The organism is Aporhodopirellula sallentina SM41, from assembly GCF_000346505.1.
Taxonomy (GTDB): domain Bacteria; phylum Planctomycetota; class Planctomycetia; order Pirellulales; family Pirellulaceae; genus Rhodopirellula; species Rhodopirellula sallentina.
On the sequence record NZ_ANOH01000079.1, the window covers coordinates 1 to 20,712 of the forward strand.

At 57.0% G+C, this 20,712-nt stretch carries 12 protein-coding genes; 5 read left to right on the forward strand and 7 right to left on the reverse strand.

All coding sequences use genetic code 11. The features are described from left to right. A partial coding sequence (locus RSSM_RS04415) for a DUF7133 domain-containing protein (protein ID WP_044301107.1) occupies positions 1-2,453 on the forward strand: 2,453 nt, incomplete at its 5' end. Between the two features lie 406 nt (positions 2,454-2,859). Here the strand turns inward: RSSM_RS04415 and RSSM_RS04420 are convergent. From RSSM_RS04420 to efp, 5 genes are all read right to left on the reverse strand, one after another. Continuing rightward, positions 2,860-5,175 carry a GH92 family glycosyl hydrolase gene (locus RSSM_RS04420; RefSeq protein WP_008674973.1) on the reverse strand — a complete coding sequence of 772 codons (2,316 nt, stop codon included), beginning with the start codon at positions 5,173-5,175 and terminating at the stop codon, positions 2,860-2,862. Positions 5,176-5,253: 78 nt separating this feature from the next. Further along, a complete protein-coding gene (locus RSSM_RS04425; RefSeq protein ID WP_008674974.1) occupies positions 5,254-6,354 on the reverse strand; it encodes an ROK family protein in 1,101 nt (366 codons plus the stop codon). Continuing rightward, positions 6,351-7,793, reverse strand: a complete 1,443-nt coding sequence (locus tag RSSM_RS04430; protein ID WP_008674975.1) for a sugar MFS transporter — start codon at positions 7,791-7,793, stop codon at positions 6,351-6,353. Before RSSM_RS04430 ends, RSSM_RS04425 begins: the two co-directional genes overlap by 4 nt. Before the next feature lie 557 nt (positions 7,794-8,350). Further along, positions 8,351-10,090: a hypothetical protein gene (locus RSSM_RS04435; RefSeq protein ID WP_144059567.1), complete on the reverse strand. Its 1,740-nt coding sequence runs from the start codon at positions 10,088-10,090 to the stop codon at positions 8,351-8,353. Positions 10,091-10,490: 400 nt separating this feature from the next. Further along, a complete protein-coding gene (gene efp / locus RSSM_RS04440) occupies positions 10,491-11,060 on the reverse strand; it encodes an elongation factor P (protein ID WP_236620932.1) in 570 nt (189 codons plus the stop codon). A 34-nt stretch (positions 11,061-11,094) separates the two neighbouring features. On the opposite strand from efp, the gene epmB reads away from it, so the two are divergent. The 4 genes from epmB (at position 11,095) to RSSM_RS04460 (ending at position 15,832) form a co-directional block, all read left to right on the forward strand. Then, positions 11,095-12,345 (forward strand): EF-P beta-lysylation protein EpmB, encoded by a 1,251-nt coding sequence (gene epmB, locus RSSM_RS04445; RefSeq protein WP_008674979.1) that lies wholly within the window; start codon positions 11,095-11,097, stop codon positions 12,343-12,345. A gap of 125 nt (positions 12,346-12,470) precedes the next feature. Further along, on the forward strand, positions 12,471-14,105 hold the full coding sequence (locus tag RSSM_RS04450; protein WP_044301109.1) for an ABC transporter permease: 1,635 nt from the start codon (positions 12,471-12,473) through the stop codon (positions 14,103-14,105). A 395-nt stretch (positions 14,106-14,500) separates the two neighbouring features. After that, positions 14,501-15,373, forward strand: a complete 873-nt coding sequence (locus RSSM_RS04455; protein WP_044301111.1) for an alpha/beta hydrolase — start codon at positions 14,501-14,503, stop codon at positions 15,371-15,373. Positions 15,374-15,394: 21 nt separating this feature from the next. Then, on the forward strand, positions 15,395-15,832 hold the full coding sequence (locus RSSM_RS04460; RefSeq protein WP_008674984.1) for a response regulator: 438 nt from the start codon (positions 15,395-15,397) through the stop codon (positions 15,830-15,832). Positions 15,833-16,224: 392 nt separating this feature from the next. Here RSSM_RS04460 and dnaB read toward each other — a convergent pair whose 3' ends face one another. Together dnaB and RSSM_RS04470 are read right to left on the reverse strand one after the other, a co-directional pair. After that, the gene (gene dnaB / locus RSSM_RS04465; protein ID WP_008674985.1) at positions 16,225-17,673 is read right to left on the reverse strand and encodes a replicative DNA helicase; all 1,449 of its coding nucleotides are present in this window, start codon (positions 17,671-17,673) and stop codon (positions 16,225-16,227) included. Between the two features lie 375 nt (positions 17,674-18,048). After that, positions 18,049-19,710: a DnaA/Hda family protein gene (locus tag RSSM_RS04470; RefSeq protein ID WP_008674988.1), complete on the reverse strand. Its 1,662-nt coding sequence runs from the start codon at positions 19,708-19,710 to the stop codon at positions 18,049-18,051. Between the last annotated feature and the right edge of the window lie 1,002 nt (positions 19,711-20,712).

Genomic DNA, 20,712 nt, shown 5'->3' on the forward strand with positions numbered 1-20,712 from the left:
TGCCGATCGGGTTCGAGTTGGCTCCCGAGGGTGTCTACCTTTCGCAGGAACCCTTCGTCGTCTTGTTGAAAGACACCGATGGGGACGATCACGCCGACGAAATGGAATACCTACTCGACGGTTTCGACCCTCACGATACGCACCATGCGATTTCGGCTTTCGATTCCGACCACGGGAACGGCATCTATATGTGCGAAGGTCGCTTCCTGCACTCGCAGGTAGAAACACCGTGGGGCCCTCAACGGATGACCGATGGAGGCGTGTGGCGTTTCGATCCCAAGTCGTGGAAAGTCGAACGCGTCATGCAAACGGATTTGTCCAACCCGTGGGGTGTTGCCCATGACGAATACGGACAAACCTTCGTCAACGACGCGTCGGGCGGTGCCCAATACTGGATGCTCGGTTATTCGATCAAGATGCCGCATGCGGCGGAAATCGCGAAGGTGTCGAAGTTCAACTACGAACACCACGCACGCCCCACATCCGGCTCGGAATTTCTCTACAGCAGCCATTTTCCCGACGAGGTTCAAGGCGACTACCTATACGCCAACACGATCGGCTTCCTCGGCATCAAACAGTACGAAACGGTCGAGGACGGAGTCGAAATCAAAGGGAAACATCGCCAAGACCTGATCCAATCGTCCGACGGCAATTTCCGTCCCTGTGATTTGGAAATCGCTCCCGATGGCAGTTTGTATTTCATCGATTGGCACAACACGCTGATCGGTCACATGCAACACAGCGCGCGTGACCCGATGCGGAATTCAGAGTACGGGCGTATCTACCGAATTACTGCGACCGACCGACCGCTCGTCGAGCCGCCAATGATTGCCGGAGCCTCCATCGAACAGCTCTTTGAGAACATGCGTTTGCCGGAGGTGAACGCACGCAAACGTTCGCACCGGGAACTGCGCGGACGTGATAAACAAACCGTTCTCGACGCCGCAGTGGCTTTCGCTGAGGAGAACGAGGGCGACGACAGATTGGTTCTCGAAGCATTGTGGGCGACCTGGGGCCAGCACGAACCCTCGACCGATCTGCTCGAAAAATGCATGCAGGCAAAAGACCACCGTGTCCGCTCGGCAGCCGTTCGAGTCGTTCGGCATTGCCTGGACGTACTCGACGATCCGAGGTCCTACCTAGTCGCTGCCGCTCAAGACCAACATCCTCGCGTTCGGCTCGAGGCCCTCTCAGCGGGTTCGTGGCTCGGCGGAGAAGCCGGTGCCGAAGTTCTGCTGACGGTCGCCTCCTACAAAACCGATCGCTGGATCCGAAACGCACTCAACGCCGCGATGCAATTGCTCAAAGACGATGTCGAAAAGTTGATCCAGAATAAAACGATCAACCCGGACGATTTGCTCGTTGAATATGACAAGCTGATCGACGGTAAATTAGAAGGTGCGATGAAGCCGAAAAACTACCGCACCAAGTCACCGAAATTCGATGACAAGAACTTCCGACGCAAATACGCGTTGGGGCAAACGGTGTTCTTCGAGGAGGGCTCGTGTTACGCGTGTCACCGTGACACCGGTGAAGGCATCGTACGGATCTATCCTCCGTTGGCCGGCAGCGAATGGGTCAATGGCGATCCGGAACGTTTGATCAAACTGACGTTGCACGGAATTTGGGGCAAGATCCGAGTGCGTGGCAAGGTGTTCCAACCTGACCAAGGTGTGCCGCCTATGACCGCGATCGGGAACATGTTCACCGACGCCGAAATCGCGAGCGTGCTCACCTATGTGCGAAACAGTTGGGGGAACGACGCGGATGAAATTACGACCGAACAGGTCAAACGGATCCGCGCCGCCACGCAAGACCGCCAGCGATTCTACAGCCCGGAGGAATTGTTGGAGATGCATCCGTTCCCCGAGGGCAGTCGTCCTGAGCTGATCGAAGAAAGCGAGGGCGATAATCAGTTGGAACAAAAACTCGTCGCTGAACCGCTCGCCGAACTCGTCCGCGAGATACGAGAGAAAGGCGACGCCGTCCGAGGTGCGAAACTGTTCTACTGGGAAAAGACCGGATGCGCGACTTGCCACGATATCGGCGAAGGTTATCAACTCGGACCGATGCTGACGACGCAGCGAAAAGACATCACCGATGCCCATTTGGTTGAGTCGATTTTGAAACCGTCGGAGAAAATTCTCGAAGGTTACCAAACAGCCAACGTGATCACGGTTGATGGAGCGATCTTGTCCGGATTCTTGGTCGAAGAAACCGATGACGACGTGACGCTGAGTATCTCAGCCGACCAGGGCAAACCGCGGGTGATTCCGATGGACGATGTCGAGGACGTGATCACGTCAAACACGTCCACCATGCCAGCCGGGTTAGCCAACACGTTGGAGTCACGAGAGCAGTTCTTGGATCTCGCCCGATTCGTGATGGAAATCAACGACGGCGGCCCCTCGAAGTTGAAAGAGCTCAAGCGAAAGGCCAAGATCCGGAAGTAACGAACGTTCGACACGGAAACGGCAGGCGATTGTTTCTTGGCAAGAGCCGCCGGGGTTGAGAACGTTTTAAGAACGACGTAGCCGATGTCGCCTGAATTCGGTGAATTGAATTCGGGTGAATGCGGCTGCGAGGAGCCGGACTTGTCGGATGTCCGAGTTCACCAGCGTAGCGAAACTCGCCAACGGTTTGTCGATTTCATCGAGAGTCAACCTGTTTTCGTTTAACCGGTAGCCGTAGGCGACGCTTGACGGAACACAACCTACCCTTCGGGCACGGGTTAAACGAAAATTGAACGGTATTGGGGTTAAACGAATAAATCAACAGCCCGCCAAGAGTTTCGGCATGGGCCACAGCGAAACGCCGAAAGTCTTGGCGACTTTCGCTACGGGTTTGACTCGTCGCGGGCTAGTTTCCCCATGACTTGTTGGGTTCGGGGCCGAGTTCTAGCTCGAGGACGCCGCCTTGGACGAGGTCCGCGTGGGGTAGGAAGCACGTTTGCAACGGCTCGCCGTTCCATTTCGCAGATTGGATGTAGACGTTTTCGGGTGCTTGATTGTTGGCGATGATCGTCACCGATTTGCCGTCGTAGTACTCGTCGCTCAGTCGCAACGTGACTTTGTCGAAGACGGTCGCGGTGATGTCGTACTTCGGATCGATTCCCGAACCACCGTCGAACTGAAAGAGCCCCAAGGTGAGCAGGGCACTGAGTGCACCCATCTGGCCTTGATCTTCGTCGCCGTTGTAACCGCTATACGGATCCGTTCCGCCGAACGTTTCTCGTTGAACCGCGCGAACCCACTTTTGGCTCAGCCATGGGTAACCGATCCGGTTGAAGTAGTGAGCCATTCCCGTGCCGTCTTGGTTGGCATAATCGACCAACGCGTTACCGTGACTGCGGCCGGGCAAGTGAAACCGTTCCTCCACGGAAGCTTCAAACTGTTCATTCAGTTTTTTGGCTGCCGCGTCCGCACCGCCGAGCAATTCCGCGAGGCCCATCGGATCGTGAGGAACGTAGAACGTTGTCACCGCGGCACTGGTTTCGCAAAAGCCGTCTTGCTCGAATCGCATCTCGCGAGGCTTGAAATCGCTCTTCCAACTGCCGTCACCTTCTCGCACCCACGCAGACTGTTTCTCCGGCCAAATCACGTGACGATAATTGGTGGCACCTTGGATGAACCGGTCGTGCAAATCGTCGCGTCCAATCGCTTTGGCCATCTGTGCGATGCACCAATCGTGATAAGCGTTGTAGAGGGTCAGGCTGGTGACCGCTCTCCCGTGGCCGCCGGACAACGCGTTGGCACGAGAAACATATCCCTTCTCTTGGTACTCTTCATATGCGGAGGGGGTTGGTTTCTTTGCATACCCGCCGTAGTAACGTCCGCCGGTGGGGCCGGTGTTTTTGACCAAACCTTCGAGCGCCAATTCATAATCGAAATCGCGAATGCCTTTGGCATAGGCGGAAGCGATGGCCGGAGCGGCCGTGTCACCGATCATCACAAACGTGTAGTTGCCACCCGACGGACCTCGAGGAATCAAACCCCCGTTCTTATACATTTGCACTGACGTGTTGCAGATATCACTGTAGACGTCGGGACAAACGAGCGGCCACAGGATATCGAGGCTCCAGTGGCTGCCCCACCACGCGTCGAAATTGTGCATGGCAAACGCCGGTTGCCCATCGTCATCGAGCGGCACACGCAGGACGCGGCGTTCATCGGTCGTCATGTCCGCATAGGAACCGTCCGCGTCGCTGATGATTCGCCTTCCCAACATCGACCGCCATAGGTCTGTGTAGAATTTGGTCTTTTGCTCGTCGTAGCCGCCTTCGACAACGATCCGCGAAAGACGCTCGTTCCAGCACTCGTTGGACTCCTCGACGACTCGATCGAAATCCCAATGGTCGAGTTCCGCGTCGAGGTTCTTCCGAGCCCCTTCGATCGACGTGTAGCTCACACCGACTTTCATCAAAACCGGCTCGGTGGCATCCGTTTCAAAGCGAACAAACGCGCCAACGTCCTTTCCCGCGATCGAATCAACGACTTCCTCGACCTGGCCTTCTCGCCATCCACCGAAGGACGTCATGTCTTGGTTAAAGCGAGCCACGAAGAATACCGGCGTGTCCCTTTTCCGACGATTGGTCGCCTTCATCAAAGTCATCCCGGCTAACTCACGCTCGTTCACCCGAGTGACCTCCGCGGTCAAGGTCGGACCGTGACCGAGCATCGCACCGACGTCAAAAAGGACGTAGGCATCATCGGTCGTTGGGTAGCGATAGCGATGGAAACCGACCCTGGTCGTCGAAGTCAACTCGGCGGTAACGCCGTAGGTCTTCAGGTGCACTTTGTGGTAGCCGGGCCGGACGACTTCATCGTCATGCGAGAACTCCGACTGATACGCGTCCATTCCTTGGTGCCCGTTCATCTCGCCGACGGTGGGCAAGACGGGAATGCCCGACAATTGCCATGCATGGATGTGGCTGAAACACCGAATCGACGAATCACCATAAAGATACCCCGACTTCCACGATCCCTTCGTTTGCGTGTCCGGGCTCAGATTCACCAAACCGAACGGACGGCACGCTGAATTGAAGTAGAACCAACGTGATTCGTGAGTGTCGATCAGCGGATCAACCCAATCGACAGGCGACTTAGCATGCAAAGAACCGGGGACGACGAGAACGGTGACCGCGGCCGCGATTTGTAGAATCGTTTTGATATTCATGATGGAAAGCTCGGTGGCGTGATAGGCTACTGATTCGTGACGGGTATCTGAGTTGTAGGTGTTTCTGATTTCCGCGATTCAAATTCGTGTGTCGATCGCGTTGAGGGCGAAGGCATGTGCTCCCACGGAGACGGCGGCGCTCGTGCCGAGCCGGCTGACTCCGATACCGATGCGTTTCATCGGATCGTAGGACAGTTCACGCTGTGTGCCAGGAACCAGAATCGTCTTCTTGGCACCTTTTACAAAACGCTCGCTCTGCTCTTCGCATTCGAGGTTGAAGACCTTTTGCACGATGCGATCGACCGGTCGACCATCGTAGGTTTCGAACCCGCTGTGCATTTCATTGATGAGAGGTTGCATGAAAATGGCGTGGGCGTTTGCGATCCCGCCGCCGATCACGACCAGTCCGTCGACTAAGGTGGACGCGTTGGCGAGCACATCGCCGACCACGCGGCCGAGTTCCGCGAACGCACCGATCGCAGCGGCGTGGTTGGGATGGCTGGCGTCCTCCGCGATCGTCGCGATTTGCTGCGGTGAAGGTGCGTCGGACGGATCGCAATCGACAAGACGGGCGTAACTGCCACGAACCGCTCGGATACACGCACCTTCCTCGGCAAACGATTCCGGTCGCAGACGGTTCCGGAGCAACCAGACCTCCGACGCGTTGGAGTTGTCGCCGATGAACAGTTCGCCGTTGTGAACCAAACCTCCTCCCAATCCGGTGCCCAACGTGACCGCAAACAGGGTACGGTAACGTTTTGGGCTCCCGGCGGACTCGAGCATGCGATTGACCTGCGGCAGCAAACCAGAGATCGCCTCGCCATACGCGAACAAATCGCCATCGTTGTTGATGAACGTCGGCACACGAAACTGTTCCTCGAGGAACGGCCCCAACGCGACGCCACCGGCAAAGGCGGGCAGGTTCCCGACGTTGTCGATGATCCCGTTGGGATAGTCCGCCGGACCGGGGAACGCGAAGCTGATCGCCACAGGAGAACGGGGCGATTTTTCAGCTGCCTGCGTGAATCCGTCAACGATCGTTGAAAGGCTTTTTTCGAGGTCGATCGTTTCGGCGGGCAAACGCACCGGTTCGATCACCTCGCCGCTGCCATCAATCGCCGAAAAGACAAAATTCGTCCCGCCGGCGTCGAGGGTCAGGACAATGCGATCATCTTTCACGCCGCCACCTCCGGTTGCACCTCATCGATGGCAACGTGTCGGTGTCCGACGAGTCCGTAGAACGCGATGTAAACGTAGTTCACGATCGGGACCGCGAACGCGAGTTGGATACCGATACGGTCCGCGGCGGCACCCATGATCAGCGGCACGATCGCGCCGCCGACAATCATCATCACCAACAGCGAAGACCCCTGCGATGTATGCTGACGCAGGTCTTTGATCGCAAGCGTGAAGATGTTCGACCACATGATCGAGTTAAACAGCCCGGTTCCGAGTGCGGCCCAGAACGCGAGCGAACCGCCGGTAAACGCGGCAATGCAAAGCAGCACGATCATCGAGAACGAGAACACCCACAACGCGCGAGCGGCGTTGCCTTGGCCGAGCACGAAGGCGGCGAAGTTGATCGCGATCAGCAAGAAGAACGGAGCCACCTGGCTCGGTGTCATGAACGACATCGTGAACACGCCGTCATCGAGACGAATCGCGGTCACGAAGTACACCACAAAGAACACCACCACTGCGGTCGCAATCATAGCGGCATACTTCTTCGACTGACTCGCAATGTCGCTCAGCGAGATCGCACCGCAAAGTCGACCGATCATCGCACCGCCCCAGTAGTACGCGAGATAGATGCTAGCCGTTGCCTCGGGTAACCCCATGATGTCTTCGTGTTTCATGAAGTTGATCAGATAGCTGCCGATGGCGACTTCGCCTCCGACGTACATGAAGATCGCGATCATTCCGAATCGCAAATGCGGGTAACGGAGTGCTCCCAAACTGCTGCTCGTCGATTCGTCTTCTTTGGTAAAACTCGGCAGATGGCTCCGCCAGACGATGATCGCCAGGAGAACAAACAACGAACCGTAAATCAGATACGGGATTTTGATCGAATCGATCGTCACCTCACCGTCGGCCGCGAACACCTTGTAGAGCAGCAAGCCGCCGGCGATCGGAGCGATGGTGGTACCGAGCGAGTTGACTCCTTGAGCCAGGTTCAGTCGACTCGATGCGGTCTCGGGTTTGCCAAGGATCGCCGCGTAGGGGTTGGCGGCGATTTGAAGCAGCGTGACGCCGGTCGCGAGCAGGAACAACGCACCGAGAAAGAACGGGTACGCTTGAAACTCCGCGGCAGGGTAAAACATCGCACACCCGAAACCGCAGATCAGCAACGCGACAATGATGCTGAATTTGTAACCGATCCGGTTGATCGGATCGCCGCTGGACAGTGACACGAAGTAGTAGACTAGCGATACAAAGAAGAACGCGCCAAAGAACGCGAACTGAACCAAGCCAGCCTGAAAATAGCTCAGGTCAAAACTGTCTTTCAAATAAGGGATCAGAACATCGTTCATGACCGTGATGAATCCCCACAGGAAGAATAGCATCGTGATCGTGATGAACGGTTTCCGATAATCGGGTGTAGCTTCGTTGGTTGACATCGCTTGCCTGCTGAGAACCTATGCTGTTAGATCGATCCGGCATCGATGCCGAACGGGTGGGAACGAGACGCGGCCGAGATTGTCCAAACGGCGTCTCATGAGGTCACCCGCTTGATGCGTCCTGGGCCTTGAGGCAGAGCGTTGGATATCGCCTGTTGCGTAGGATCGCTGAACCCATCTCGTCTTCCCCGCGCACGCGCGAGCGCAGGTAACCGCTGTTACATGACCTCTAAGGGTGGCTTTCTTAACCCTTTTGTCGAAATTTCTCTCGCATTTATGCGGAAGATTCGCCGCCGCGTTTTAGACTAACGGAGGCCGTCGACGCCTGCCTTTGTTCTTTCACGTGCGGTGGCCAGACCCAATAGGCGCAAGCGTTCAGGCCCAGACGTTCAGTCGCAGTCGAGCGCCGCACAATTCGGGCATCCGCTCGGGCCACCCGATGCGGGTTAGGATCGATCGCTCAATTACTGTCGTAGTGGACGAGGCAACGGGTCCTGTAGCAAGGGAATCGTTACCTCGTCCACTACGAAAAGCGACACTAAAATACCGCTCGGTCCTCAGCCACCTTCGCGTAGACGGTCAAAATACTGGCGAGTCTGCTCGCGTTCGTCCCGCGGCAGGACCTGATCCTCGAGAGGGTCTCCCTCTTCGCTCATCGACGACTCGATCACGCTTTTAATTGCTTCTCGAGTAACGCCTTTGCGGTTTGGCCCGTCGGCAAATCCCGCGATCACGGCGCGTCCGCGTTTGACGTCCCCACGGACCTGGGTGTCATACGAGTTCGTGTCGGTTTCCTCTTCGGGCCGATCGCCCTTGCCTGCGCCTTCGCCCATCCCGAATCCGGGGCGTTGGTTTTGGCCAAAGCCATTACCCATGCATTGTTGGCATCCTTCGCCGTTGCATCCGTTGCAGTTCATTTGGTCTTTCGACTGCGAAAGATCGTCCATCGCTTTCTGCAAATCTTCGAGTTCCTCCATCGCACTTTGCATTTCGCCCAACTGCTCACTCATCTCCTGCATCGCATCGGCGGCGGCTTGGCTGTCTCCCTCCTGCATCGCCTGGGCGGCGTCTTGCATCGCTTTGGCCATCTGTTGCATTTGCTGCATCTGAGCGTCGGCGGCCTCGGCTTCGTTTAGCTTTTGCTGCATCTTCGCGGCGTCCTCGCTGCGTCCTTCGCGTTTCGCCTGCTCGATCTGCTCTCGCATTTGCTCCTTCTTCGCCTCATGTTCCTTCACCGCGTCTTGCATTTGCTTGGCGAGTTTCTTGGCTTGCTCGGCGAGCTTCTGCACTTCCTTCTCGCCCATCTTGCCTTCTTTGATCTTCTTGGCGAGTTTCCGAATCTCTTCGGCCGCGTTGGTGAAGTTGCCTTTTTGAATTTGGTCGGCGATCTTTTCCGCCGGGCCTCCGTCGAGGCCTTTCATCTGCGAAAGCGTGCGGCGAAGTTGATCAGGCGAACCGATGCGGTCTTTGCGTTGTTGAATCTGCTCTTTGATTTCGTTGAGTTGAATCAGGGCTTCTTTGCGGTTGAGCGATTCGCTTTTGGTAATCTTGTCGAGCTGGCGCTCCATGTCTTGAAAGAGTTCCTGTGCCTCTTTGAGACCTTTGGTTTCGGACGCCCTCTTTTGCTCTGCGATGCGTTTCTTCAGTTCAGCAGCAACCGCCTTCACCTGACGCACCTCCGCGGAATCAACGGCTGAAGCAACCGCATCGTCGATCGGTGATGCTGGTTCGACGACGGCGATCATCGCGACCAGGATCGGAATGATCGAAAGCGGCAACCAAGCGGTGCGACCGGCTCGCAGAGGAAATTTGTCCGCGATCTTCAGCGACTCGGCCCGCGAGGATGCATCGCGAACCAACGCGTCGGTCATACTCGAGCGAGACAGCGGATGCGGATCGCCCGTCGCCACCGACAAAGCGCTGCTGATCCGTTCACGCAGCCCGAAACGACGATCGATCTCTGCCGCCACGTCGGCACGCGAGGGGGCTTTCCACCAGACGTGAACCGCGGCGGCCACGACGGCGATGAGCAAAGTGCCGACTGTCCAGCCGATCACCCACTGCGAGGCATCGATCGTCGACTCTTCGGAACCGATTGACAACGCTCCGGTCAACGTCGAGAGCGGAACCACCGCCATCGCGGCGATCGCGACGGTGCTGATTAATAACGCGATAAATGAGGTGATCGCGAGGCTGTTGCCGAACCTTCCCAGCAGCAACCGGCGTCTTGCCGAATCGACTTTGGTGACGATGCTGTCGGTTGAGGACACGTCGGAAGAGGCGGATGGCGTCGACATGAGGATCGTCCATTGGCATAACGAGTAGCACGCAGCGAACAAACCGCGTTGCACCCATTGTAGCGGGTCCGCAACCGTGTGTGCGGTACAGAACCGATCCCAGCAATCTCCCCAGCTATCGAGGTAGGGAAGATTCGCCCCCATGGAATCGCGCTGATTCAACAGAGCGGGCAAAATGAATCTAGCAAAGCAGAACCGTCCTGGCCGGGTTTGCCCCATCCGAATTCCCTGCACCCAGACGAGGTCGCTTTCGCGCAGAACCGCAGTGGATGACGCAAGGAACCCGTCGCGCGACCCTGAGCATCGAGGTCTCGTATTTCGGCAGCAAGGGCCCGTTGCCTCTTGCGCAGCAAGGACCCGTTGCCTCGTCCACTACACGAAAACCGGGTTGCGTGAAGTGCTAGTTGCTGACGCGTTCGACGTATTCGCCCGTTGCGCTGTTGATCTTGACCACGTTGCCTTCTTTGATGAATCCAGGCACGAGGAACTCGGCACCGGTCTCGACCTTGGCAGGCTTGGTCACGTTGGTCGCGGTGTCGCCCTTGGTACCCGGAGCGGTTTCGATCACTTCCAACGTCACGTGTTGTGGCGGTTCGACGATGATGGCGTTGCCGTTGTAGAGCGTCATCGTGCACTCCATGCCGTCTTTGATGTACTTCCAAATATCGCCGGCCACGTCCGAGGTGACTTCGTACTGATCGAAAGTGGTTCCGTCCATGAACACGTAGTCTTCGCCTTGACGATACAGGAACTGCACCGAAGTCGTTTCCACGTCCGCCGATTCGAGCGAGTCGCCGCCTTTGTAGGTACGATCGAGCGTGGTGCCACGGATCAGGTTTTTCATTTTGCACTTGTACAGCGCATTGCCTTTACCGGGTTTGACGAACATCATTTCGGTCATCAAATACGGCTCGCCGTCGATTTGGATTTTTAAGCCTTTGCGAAAATCGCTAGTGTTGTACGTTGCCACGGCGGGCGTCACTCCCAAACGGAAAAGTAAATCAGTGAATCAGGACTATCGCGATCTCAGCAGCGACTCGACGTCCAAGGTGAATCCGACCGACGAGAGTTTAACGACCGAAGGCGCGATTGTCCTGCCCCTTTCGGGCAAAGAAATTTCCCCAAAAGCCGACCGGCCGTCCGACATTCCCGACGCCGCCCCCGAACCGCCGCATCCGTTGGCCAGCGAACGTGCTAGCGAGCGTGCTAGCGAGCATCCCAACGAACATTTCAGCGAGCGTGAAGACGACCGGTGGCTCGACTCGATGCGAGACGCGATCCGGTCCGGCGACGAACTGCTCGATCTGCTCGGACTGCCAGCCGAGACGCTCGCTCCCACGAATGCTATCGCCGACGAATCGGGGAAAACGGCCGCCAAAGCACCCGACTACGGGTTTCCGGTTTTTGTTCCGCGTGAGTTCGCTGCTCGGATGCGGCCCGGCGATCCGAACGATCCGCTGCTGCGCCAGGTCCTCCCGATCCCGGACGAGGGCGTCGAGGTGCCAGGGTTCGGGCCCGACCCGGTGGGCGACCTGCAGGCCAACGTCGTTCCGGGGGTGCTTCACAAATATTCCGGGCGGGCGCTGGTCATCACCACCGGGGCCTGCGGAGTCCACTGCCGGTATTGCTTTCGCCGAACGTTCCCGTACCCCCAAACCGGATCACGCAGTCAAGCGTACGCGCCGTCGATCGATTACCTTTCAAAGCGAGACGACATCGAGGAAGTCATCCTGAGCGGCGGCGATCCGTTGACACTCAGTGACGCGTCTCTGGACGATCTGATCCGACGCATCGAATCGATACCTCACGTCCAACGACTGCGGATTCATACGCGGATGCCGATCGTGATCCCCTCACGCGTCAACGAACGTTTGGTGGATCGGTTACGTTGTTCGCGATTGAACGCGTGGATGGTTGTGCATTGCAATCATGCGGCGGAGATCGATGCGGCGACCGAGCGTTCTTTGGCACGATTGGTCGACAACGGCATTCCGGTATTGAACCAATCGGTGCTGCTTCGCGGCGTCAACGATGACGTCGATACACTCGAAGAACTTTCGCGGGCGCTGATCGCGTGTCGCGTGATGCCGTATTATCTTCATCAACTCGACCGCGTTTCGGGGGCATCGCATTTCGAGGTCAACGCCGAACGGGGACGCGAACTGATCGACGAACTGGAAACACGCCTGCCGGGATTCGCCGTCCCGCGGTTCGTCACCGAGATCGCAGGCGAACAGTCGAAGACACGTTTATAACGTTATGCGAATGAACCGGCGTCATTCGCGCTGACGCGTCACGATCCAATCCAACGGCAAATCTAACATTGAACGTTCACGCACTTCTTTCGCACTTCCCGTTTCGTTGGAACCTTCCGGCCGGAATGGGATTCAAGAACAACCCGGTGCTGCAGCGGGAGTTGTTGGTAAACCTGCGGACCAACCGCGCGTTCATCCTGTTAGCCGTCTATCAGATCCTGCTCGCGGCGGTGACATTGATCGCATGGCCGAGCGACGAACGTCTGAACCTGACTGAGAACCCGCCGTCGGCGCGGCGGTTGGTCGATCTGTTCTTTTTGGGCCAGTACGTGATCGCATCCCTGATCGCACCGAGCTTTGCGGCGGGAACGATCTCGGGAGAGAAGGAGCGCCAAACCTACGAGATGCTGCTGGCCAGCCCGATCCGGCCCGGTGCGATCGTGCTCGGTAAACTGATCGCCGCGCTGACTCACCTGGCGTTGTTGATCGTCGCGTCGTTACCGATCATCGTGTTGTTCCTGCCGCTCGGCGGTGTCAGCGTTTACGAAGTTGCCGCGGCGTACCTGGGGTTGTTTGTTTCAGTCATCCTCTTTGGTGCGATCGGCGTTTTCTGCAGCAGCTATTTCTCTCGGACCAGCAACTCGCTAGTGGTCAGTTACCTCGTAATCTTGCCGTTGGTGATTGGCGGAATCCTGTTGTGGCAGTCCCTGGCCACGGACGGTTTGTTGCGATTGAAAGTGATCGTATTTATTGTCCCCGCGTTTGCGATCGCGGCGGTGACCCTAATGGCTGCTGCGACGGCGAGCCGTTTGCTCTATCCACCGGACGTCGGAAGCGAAGGCAAAGAGATCATTGACCTCGAACAGGAAGCCGCGGAAGCAGTCGGGCTAGTGATCCAACCCGATCAATTTCCCGACCGACTCTTCGCGCCGCCGCGGCGAGACACGTTGATGAACGATGGAGCCAACCCGGTTTACGACAAAGAGATTCACGGGGAAATCTTCAGCCAGGGAACCTTGATGCTGCGTCTGGTGATTCAGATCAGCATCCTGTTGGCGATTCCGTTGATGGGCGTGTTACTTTTCTGGCTGACACCGCATGCGCCTTGGTTTGCGGTTTATGTGATTGTCTTTAATTTGTTGGTTGGCCCTGTTTTCTTAGCCGGCACATTCACGAGCGAACGCGAGCGACAAACACTCGATCTGTTGCTCACGACAACGTTGTCTCCCTGGAAAATTTTCTGGGGCAAGTTTGTCGTCGGCTTTCGAGTCGCGTTTGTGCTGACTAGTTTTCTGGTGTGGCCGATGCTGCTCGGTATCGCGTTGAACCCACAGTTCTATACCAACTGGCTCTTCATCGCGGGATTGTTCGCGATCCCAATTGCCGTGTCGGTTGTTAACGCGTTTGTCGCGATCACCGCCTCGCTGTATCAAAACCGCACCGTCATGGCGTTGATGACAACGTACGTCGTTTTGATCGTTCTTTACGTCATTCCGCCTGGCTTGAACACGCTCGCGTCGACACTTGATTTCTCGGAGAGCACGCTGCAGTGGATCAATTGGATCGGTGTGACCAGCCCTTTTCGAGCGCTCTTTGCGTTGCCGATGGACCAACATTTGTTCGACAGCGACGGCGAGATATTCTATGAGGGACAACCCTCACTCGTGGTCGGTTATTTTGTTTGCAGTGTCCTCATCGTAGCCATTTCGATGTTTTTAATTTCAATCAAAATGAAACGACTCGGCGGGCACTTGGAGTAGACGACCGCGTTCGCGCAAACGATCACGGAAGGCAAACGAGCATCGTTGCAACGTGCATGTCGCGACGGCCCCGCAACGCAGTGGCGCACAGTTCCAGTGTCACACAGACGCGGTGATGGATCATTTCTTTTCGTGCCGTCACACACACGCCGATCGACTGTGTATGATCTTCGCAGATGGTTGATCATGTTCCTCCACAGGGCATGAACGCACGCCAACGATTGCTAGCAAACGCAACTTTTGTTGCAGAGCCGATTAACTTTGACGAGGTCAGATGTTTCGGCGTTGACAAGCACAGGTGGGTGAAACTAGCTTTCATAAGAACTCGCTATGACCTTTCTGACGCAGAAGATGTCTCGTCAGATTGCTTCGCTCCTCTTCGACAAGGACTTCCAATGAGTGGTTCGTTTTCACGCCGTTGGACGTCGAGACCGCTATCGGAAGAATCAACACCAGAGCAGTGTTCGGGCGACGATCCCGACGGTGACTCGTGCGGCGACGAAAGCAAACCTCCCACCCAAAGTTCCTTCCTGCCACGACTCTCGCACACCAATCGACGCAACAGTGTGCAGATGCTCACACCCCTGCACTATCAGCACGGGTACCAATACCCGCTGATCGTTTGGCTGCATTCGGCCGGTGGAAACGAGCGACAAATTGAGAACGTGCTCCCGCACATCAGCACACGCAACTATGTCGGCCTCGGAGTTCGTGCGACCCGTGCGATTGACGTCCGCGGCCGTGGGTTTGATTGGCCGAGCGGACGCGACGCGACCGCGAAATCATCCGAGATCGTGCTCGACGCGATCGACCAAACCATGGAAGAGTTTTCGATTCACCCTGACCGAGTGGTGCTCGCCGGCTACGGCAGTGGCGCGACGCTCGCGTGCAAGATCGCGTTGCTGCAGAGCGACCGTATCGCAGGCGTTGTCCGCATGGGCGGCAAATTCCCTGACGCGTCGGGTGTCTTTAAAAACTTTAAACAACTGCGTGAACGCCGCATGCCGATGTTGTGGCAACAAGCCATCAACGGCTACGACGACGACCCTGATATGCTGCAAAGGGATATCACGGCGGCGCAGTGCATCCGGGCACGGGTGGAGATTCGCCAGTATCGTGGCGAGGATGTCATGAATACGGTCGCACTGAAGGACATCGACCGCTGGTGTTTTGATAAGATCATCGCTCCGAAACCGACCGAACCGTGCGTCGGGGAAACCACCATGGATGGCTCTGAATTCACGACGGTGGATTTTTCGGCGAATTGATCCCCCTGAACGAACCGCAACATGAACCTATCGACGAACGAACACACCGACGCCGCCCCTGAATCTGATGCCGAGCCTCGAGGCGACAAAGTATTGTTGGTCGATGATGATGCCGAAATCATCGAAACGGTTAGCTACGCCCTCGAATCCGCCGGCTACGAAGTCATCGTCGCCCGCGACGGCAACCAGGGACTCGCTCTCGCCGAACGCGAGAACCCCAAATTGATGATCCTGGACATGATGATGCCCAAACGCAGCGGCTTTCTCGTCCTGGAAAAACTCCGTCGAGAACTCGACTTGCCGCTGCCCGTCATCATGATCACCGGCAACGAAGGCAGTCGTCACCAAGCGTACGCGGAATTGCTCGGCGTGAGCGAATACATCCGCAAACCGTTCGCGATGGACCGCCTCCTCGAAGCCGTCGCCCGCCTGCTGAAAGAAACGTCCGAGAGCGAATAAACGCGACGGCGAGAGTTCGAACGGAACGGCGAATCGAGCTACGGGGATGGGGCCTATCAAGTCTTGTATTCCACCCGGTAGCGAAACTCGCCAAGAGTTTGTCGATGTAATTAAGAGCCAACCTGTTTTCGTTTAACCGGTAGCTGTAGGCGACGCTTGACGGAACACAACCTACCCTTCGGGCACGGTTTAACGAAAATTGAACGGTACTGCGTTTAACCGGTAGCCGTAGGCGACGCGCTGTGGCAAGTATTGCCGAAAGTCTTGGCGACTTTCGCTACGGGCTGAGCTGCAGGTTTCCAGCAACAATTTGCCGACGCTGCCAGACGTCGGGGGACTGAATCCTGGCGACGCCGGGTTTGGGGTGCGGGTACGTCGAATTGCCGAATGGCTTAAAAGCCGCCGGGCGATGTGAACTCGCGGTAGTCGTCGAATTCGCTGTGGTGTTCGGCAGCGCGGTTGGAGAAGCGGGTGAAGTCGCCTTCCCAGGTCAACTCCACGTCACCGACGGGACCGTTACGCTGTTTCGCGATGATGATTTCCGCCTGACCAGCGAACTGCGCCTTGTCGTCACCACGGTGGTAATACTCCTCGCGGTGAACGAACATCACAACGTCGGCATCCTGCTCGATCGCCCCCGACTCCCGAAGGTGACTGAGTTTCGGACGGTGATCTTTGCTATCCTCGGCTTGCCGGTTGAGCTGCGACAGACACAACAGCGGCACTTCGAGTTCCCGAGCCATCCCTTTGAGACGCCGGGCAATCTTCGACACCTGCTCCTGACGCGGATCGCGCGAGTTATCAGGTTCAATGAGCTGCAAATAGTCAATCACGATCATGCCGAGCCCGTCTTCGCGGCGTTTGATCCGCCGCGCCGCAGCAGCGATTTCACTAACCGTCCGGCTCGGGGAATCGTCGACGAACAGCGGCGCCTGGCTGATCTGGTTCGCGGTACTGACCAATCGATCACGATCGTCTGATGAAATGGTCCCGTTGCGAAGGCGGTGACCGTTGACGCGGGCCATCGAACACAACAAACGGTCAGCAAGCTCGATCGCCGACATTTCCAAACTGACGAACAAGACTGGCTCGCGCTGCACAACGGAAACGTGCTCGGCCATGTTCATCGCGAGCGCCGTTTTACCCATCGAAGGACGAGCGGCGAGAATGATCAATTCGCCCGAGTGCAAACCACCGGTCATCTGGTCAAAGTCCGTCAAACCGGTTTCGGCACCACCGTCGACGTAGTCATCCCGCATCCGGGCTTCCATCCGATCCATCGCTTGGTGCAACACGTCGCTGATCGCGGACACCGCGCTGGAACTTCGCCCGTCCATGATCGCGAAGACTTTCTGTTCCGCCTGAGCACACAGTTCTTTTGCCGTGCTCGACTGCTCGTAGGCTTCCCGCAGAATCTCGGTGCTCGATTCGATCAAGCGACGATAGACCGCTTTCTCGGTCACGATCTCGGCGTAGTAGACCGCATGAGCCGCGTTGGCAACGCTTCCCGAAAGCCGGGCCAGATACGCCGCACCGCCAACCTTCTCGAACTCGCCCGAGGTCCGCATCCGTGACACCAACAACGTGATGTCGATCTTCTCGCCGGTGTCGTACATGTCACGCAAGTGACCGTAGATGACTCGATTGGCGTCGTCGTAGAAATCGTCCGCCCGCAGCGACGCAATCTCATCGCAGATATCGGGCATCAACAGAATACTGCCGATCACCCCCATCTCTGCTTCGAGTTCATAGGGTTGCTGTCGCTGCAGAATCTCGCTCGCCGAAGCCTCTTTCTTCTTCTTGCCGCGAAAATCACCTTTACCGTTCTGGTCTCTGATCATCCGTGCGATAGCTGTCGTTGAAGGATTGAAATGTAATTATGTTTCGCAGATTGCAACACGATTCGCAGCGTGACCTGCAACGCACTGCGTGGCGGAGATCGCGAATGGCTCGGGCCGAGCGAAACGCCACCGCTGTGGGAAGACTACCAACGTCCAACAGGAACCTACCCAAAAACCTCGATAAATGAATTGTTCGTCAGGGGTGCCCCCCAGTTGTCACGCGTAAACCGCGACGAAGGGCGATCGGCGGCTAAGTTTTCAAACAGGCCCCAAGCAGCTTTCTTTTCGGCAACAAACAATGGAAATCGCTACCAAATTCTCATCACCCTGCTCGCCGATGTGCTGAGCGCCGAGAACACAAACGCAGCATTCATTCTACGCCCGAAGCCGGGCTTCGACACGGGCGATTGCGTCGGAGGCGGCCATCGCAGCGTCCCCTCCCCCAATAAATTTGCCGCTGGCGAGCCATTCCTCCACTTTTTGCTGGGCGGCGATCGCGCCGGTGTGACTGCGACGCCCAAAGTGTTTTGCGATTTCCGTGAAGGCACTTCCGGTGTGCTGGCGTGCGAGATACATGGCGAGCGTCCGCGGTTCGCTGACCCGGCGAGTTTGCGCCTTGCCACGCAGCCCATCGTTCTCCAAACCAAACGCTTCGCAGACCGCTTTTTCGATCGAACGCAGCGACGGGGCCGAGCGGATGTTACGCATCAGATCGCCGCCGAACTGACGAATCTCGTCGATCGTAGGTTCGCGCCGAAACATTCGCTGCAGCATGCCGATCAGGTTTGCGACACCAGTCACCGCACGTGCGTCTCCGCTGACCGCTTCGCTAACCTCGCTCAACAAACCTTCGTCGCAATCGAGTACACAGCGAGTTTTCACCAACCGGGTCAACAGTTTCAAACGAGTCTCGGCATCCAACGCGAGCAACGGGCAGACCAACCCGGACGCCATCCGCCCAGCGACCTCGCCGGTCAAACCGCGGATGTCCGCCGGTGGCAGGTTGGCGGTAAAGACCAACGGTTTGCCCGCCGCCGCTAGCGTCTCCAGTGTGTACAGCGCCTCGCGAAGAGTTGCGGTCTTCGATGCCAAGAAATGCACGTCGTCGATCAGCAATGCATCCACTTCGCGATACTTGCGACGGAAGCTAACCAACCCCGTCGAGTTAACCGAGCCGACGAAATCGTTCGTAAACTGTTCCGCAGTGAGGACGATGACCCTTCGCATCCGCCGGCGTCTGCGAAACTCTTCGGCGATCGCCGCGAGCAAATGCGACTTTCCGGTTCCCGTCGGTCCATGCAGGAACAACGGAGTTGCGATCTCAGGCGTCGACATCGCCATCGTTGCAGCCGAGAACGCGAAATCGTTACACGGGCCGGTGATGAAGCTGTCTAAGGTCCGCCCGCTCGTTGGCAGTGATTCAGGCAGCGGCGATGCGCTACTCGAGTTGGTTTCGCCACGCGAACGCCGGGACGACCGCGGCTCGACATCGTCTTCTTCGTCATCGAGTTCGTCTTCCGAACGAGTCAGCTTCGATTCCGACAACAAATTCGACAACTTACCGGCGGCAGCGGACTTTCCACGACCACGTCGCTGCGTCGATCGCCCGCTCGCTTTGGACGCTGCCCGACCTTTCGTTGACTTAGACTGCGTTTCTGTTTTCTGCGTACCCGCTTTCTGCGTACCTGCTTTCTGGCCACGACGACGCGGCTTCGCAGGTGCCGGCTCACCATCGATCAACGAAGGTTGTTCGGTCGCCTGATGGACTTCCAACCGGAACCGACCTCGGTCACCGAGCACGGTCATCGCGGCGGCACGCAATTCCGTCGTGAAGTTCTTTGTGATCCGATCGGCGGCAAACGGGCCGCTGACCAACAGAACCAAGACATCGCCGTCTTCGTCAGAATGCTCGACGTCGAACTCGATCCCGTGGGTGAACCACAACCGGAACCGGTCCGCTCCGATGCGTTGTCGCAAGGCATCGGCGAATCGCTCGATGGCCTCCTGCGTCTCGATGCTGCCTTGCGTCGACGACATACCGGTAGCGACAACTCCCTCTTGGATGTAAACGGCGGTAGTGACGCAGACTAACGTCACCACAAAAACGAACAGATTCCGGCGAGCCTTTCGCTAGCGGAGACCCCGCACTAAGACGCGTCCCTTCGGGCGAAAAACGTGTTTATGAAACCGACCGGATTCGTATGTCTCGCTCGCTTCCGCCAACTGGGCCTCCTGCGACGAGTGAGGCAGATTCTAGAATTGCTAGCAAACAAGTCAAACCGTCTCGCTCAAGTTTTCACCTCTAACGACCGACAGTGAGGCCGCCGAAGGCTAGGCATCGCAAATCACGGGACGATCCCATTCAGGCACCGACATGACCACCCTCTATGAGTCGGCAAACTGACTTTGCCAACTAGTGGAAAATCTGTCGATAACCTGATCTGCATCAAAAATTCACGATCCTGGTCATTCAGTAAACTCTTGTCAGCAGAGTAGTTGCATCGCGAGCGAGTCGCTAGATCGAAAATCCATCGCGAAAAACCAACACTTGCTACACAACTCGTCACGTAAAATTGCACCTCCCCAACGCCCAAAATGAGGGTGCGGATTACGGCAAAGCACAGCCTGGGAAACATAGGCAACCTACGCCGATTTTGAAAGCAAATAATCCTTGAAAGAAACCGACCCAAAACTCCTGCAGCGGGTGCGAGGTACCCTCCGCTGACGTCTTCCAACGATCCTTTCTCCTGACGCGCCGCCGCAGATCTGCCGTTGACGTTCGGCCGCTCTCTCCATCGACGAGGTCGTGCGGTTTTACTTCACCCTCCCTCTGGGAGAGCGATGACAAACGCCTGGCAATACGAAACTTAAAAACCGCACGACCTCCGTCCCGGAATAGCGACTCCCCCAAACCTCGCAGGCCTCCCGTTTCGCCTCATCGCCGAAAGCTCACTGGCCGCCACGCATCCCTTTTCTTGCCCGCGCATTTTCTCCTTACCCGATTTCCGTTTTCCTTACCCGATTCGCGAGGCAGACCCT

Coding starts and splice junctions, on each gene's coding strand:
- RSSM_RS04430 (WP_008674975.1), bottom strand. CDS start 7,793: ATGTCAACCAACGAAGCTACACCCGATTATCGGAAACCGTTCATCACG.
- RSSM_RS04450 (WP_044301109.1), top strand. CDS start 12,471: ATGGGATTCAAGAACAACCCGGTGCTGCAGCGGGAGTTGTTGGTAAAC.
- RSSM_RS04435 (WP_144059567.1), bottom strand. CDS start 10,090: ATGTCGACGCCATCCGCCTCTTCCGACGTGTCCTCAACCGACAGCATC.
- dnaB (WP_008674985.1), bottom strand. CDS start 17,673: ATGATCAGAGACCAGAACGGTAAAGGTGATTTTCGCGGCAAGAAGAAG.
- RSSM_RS04420 (WP_008674973.1), bottom strand. CDS start 5,175: ATGAATATCAAAACGATTCTACAAATCGCGGCCGCGGTCACCGTTCTC.
- RSSM_RS04460 (WP_008674984.1), top strand. CDS start 15,395: ATGAACCTATCGACGAACGAACACACCGACGCCGCCCCTGAATCTGAT.
- RSSM_RS04470 (WP_008674988.1), bottom strand. CDS start 19,710: ATGTCGTCGACGCAAGGCAGCATCGAGACGCAGGAGGCCATCGAGCGA.
- RSSM_RS04455 (WP_044301111.1), top strand. CDS start 14,501: ATGAGTGGTTCGTTTTCACGCCGTTGGACGTCGAGACCGCTATCGGAA.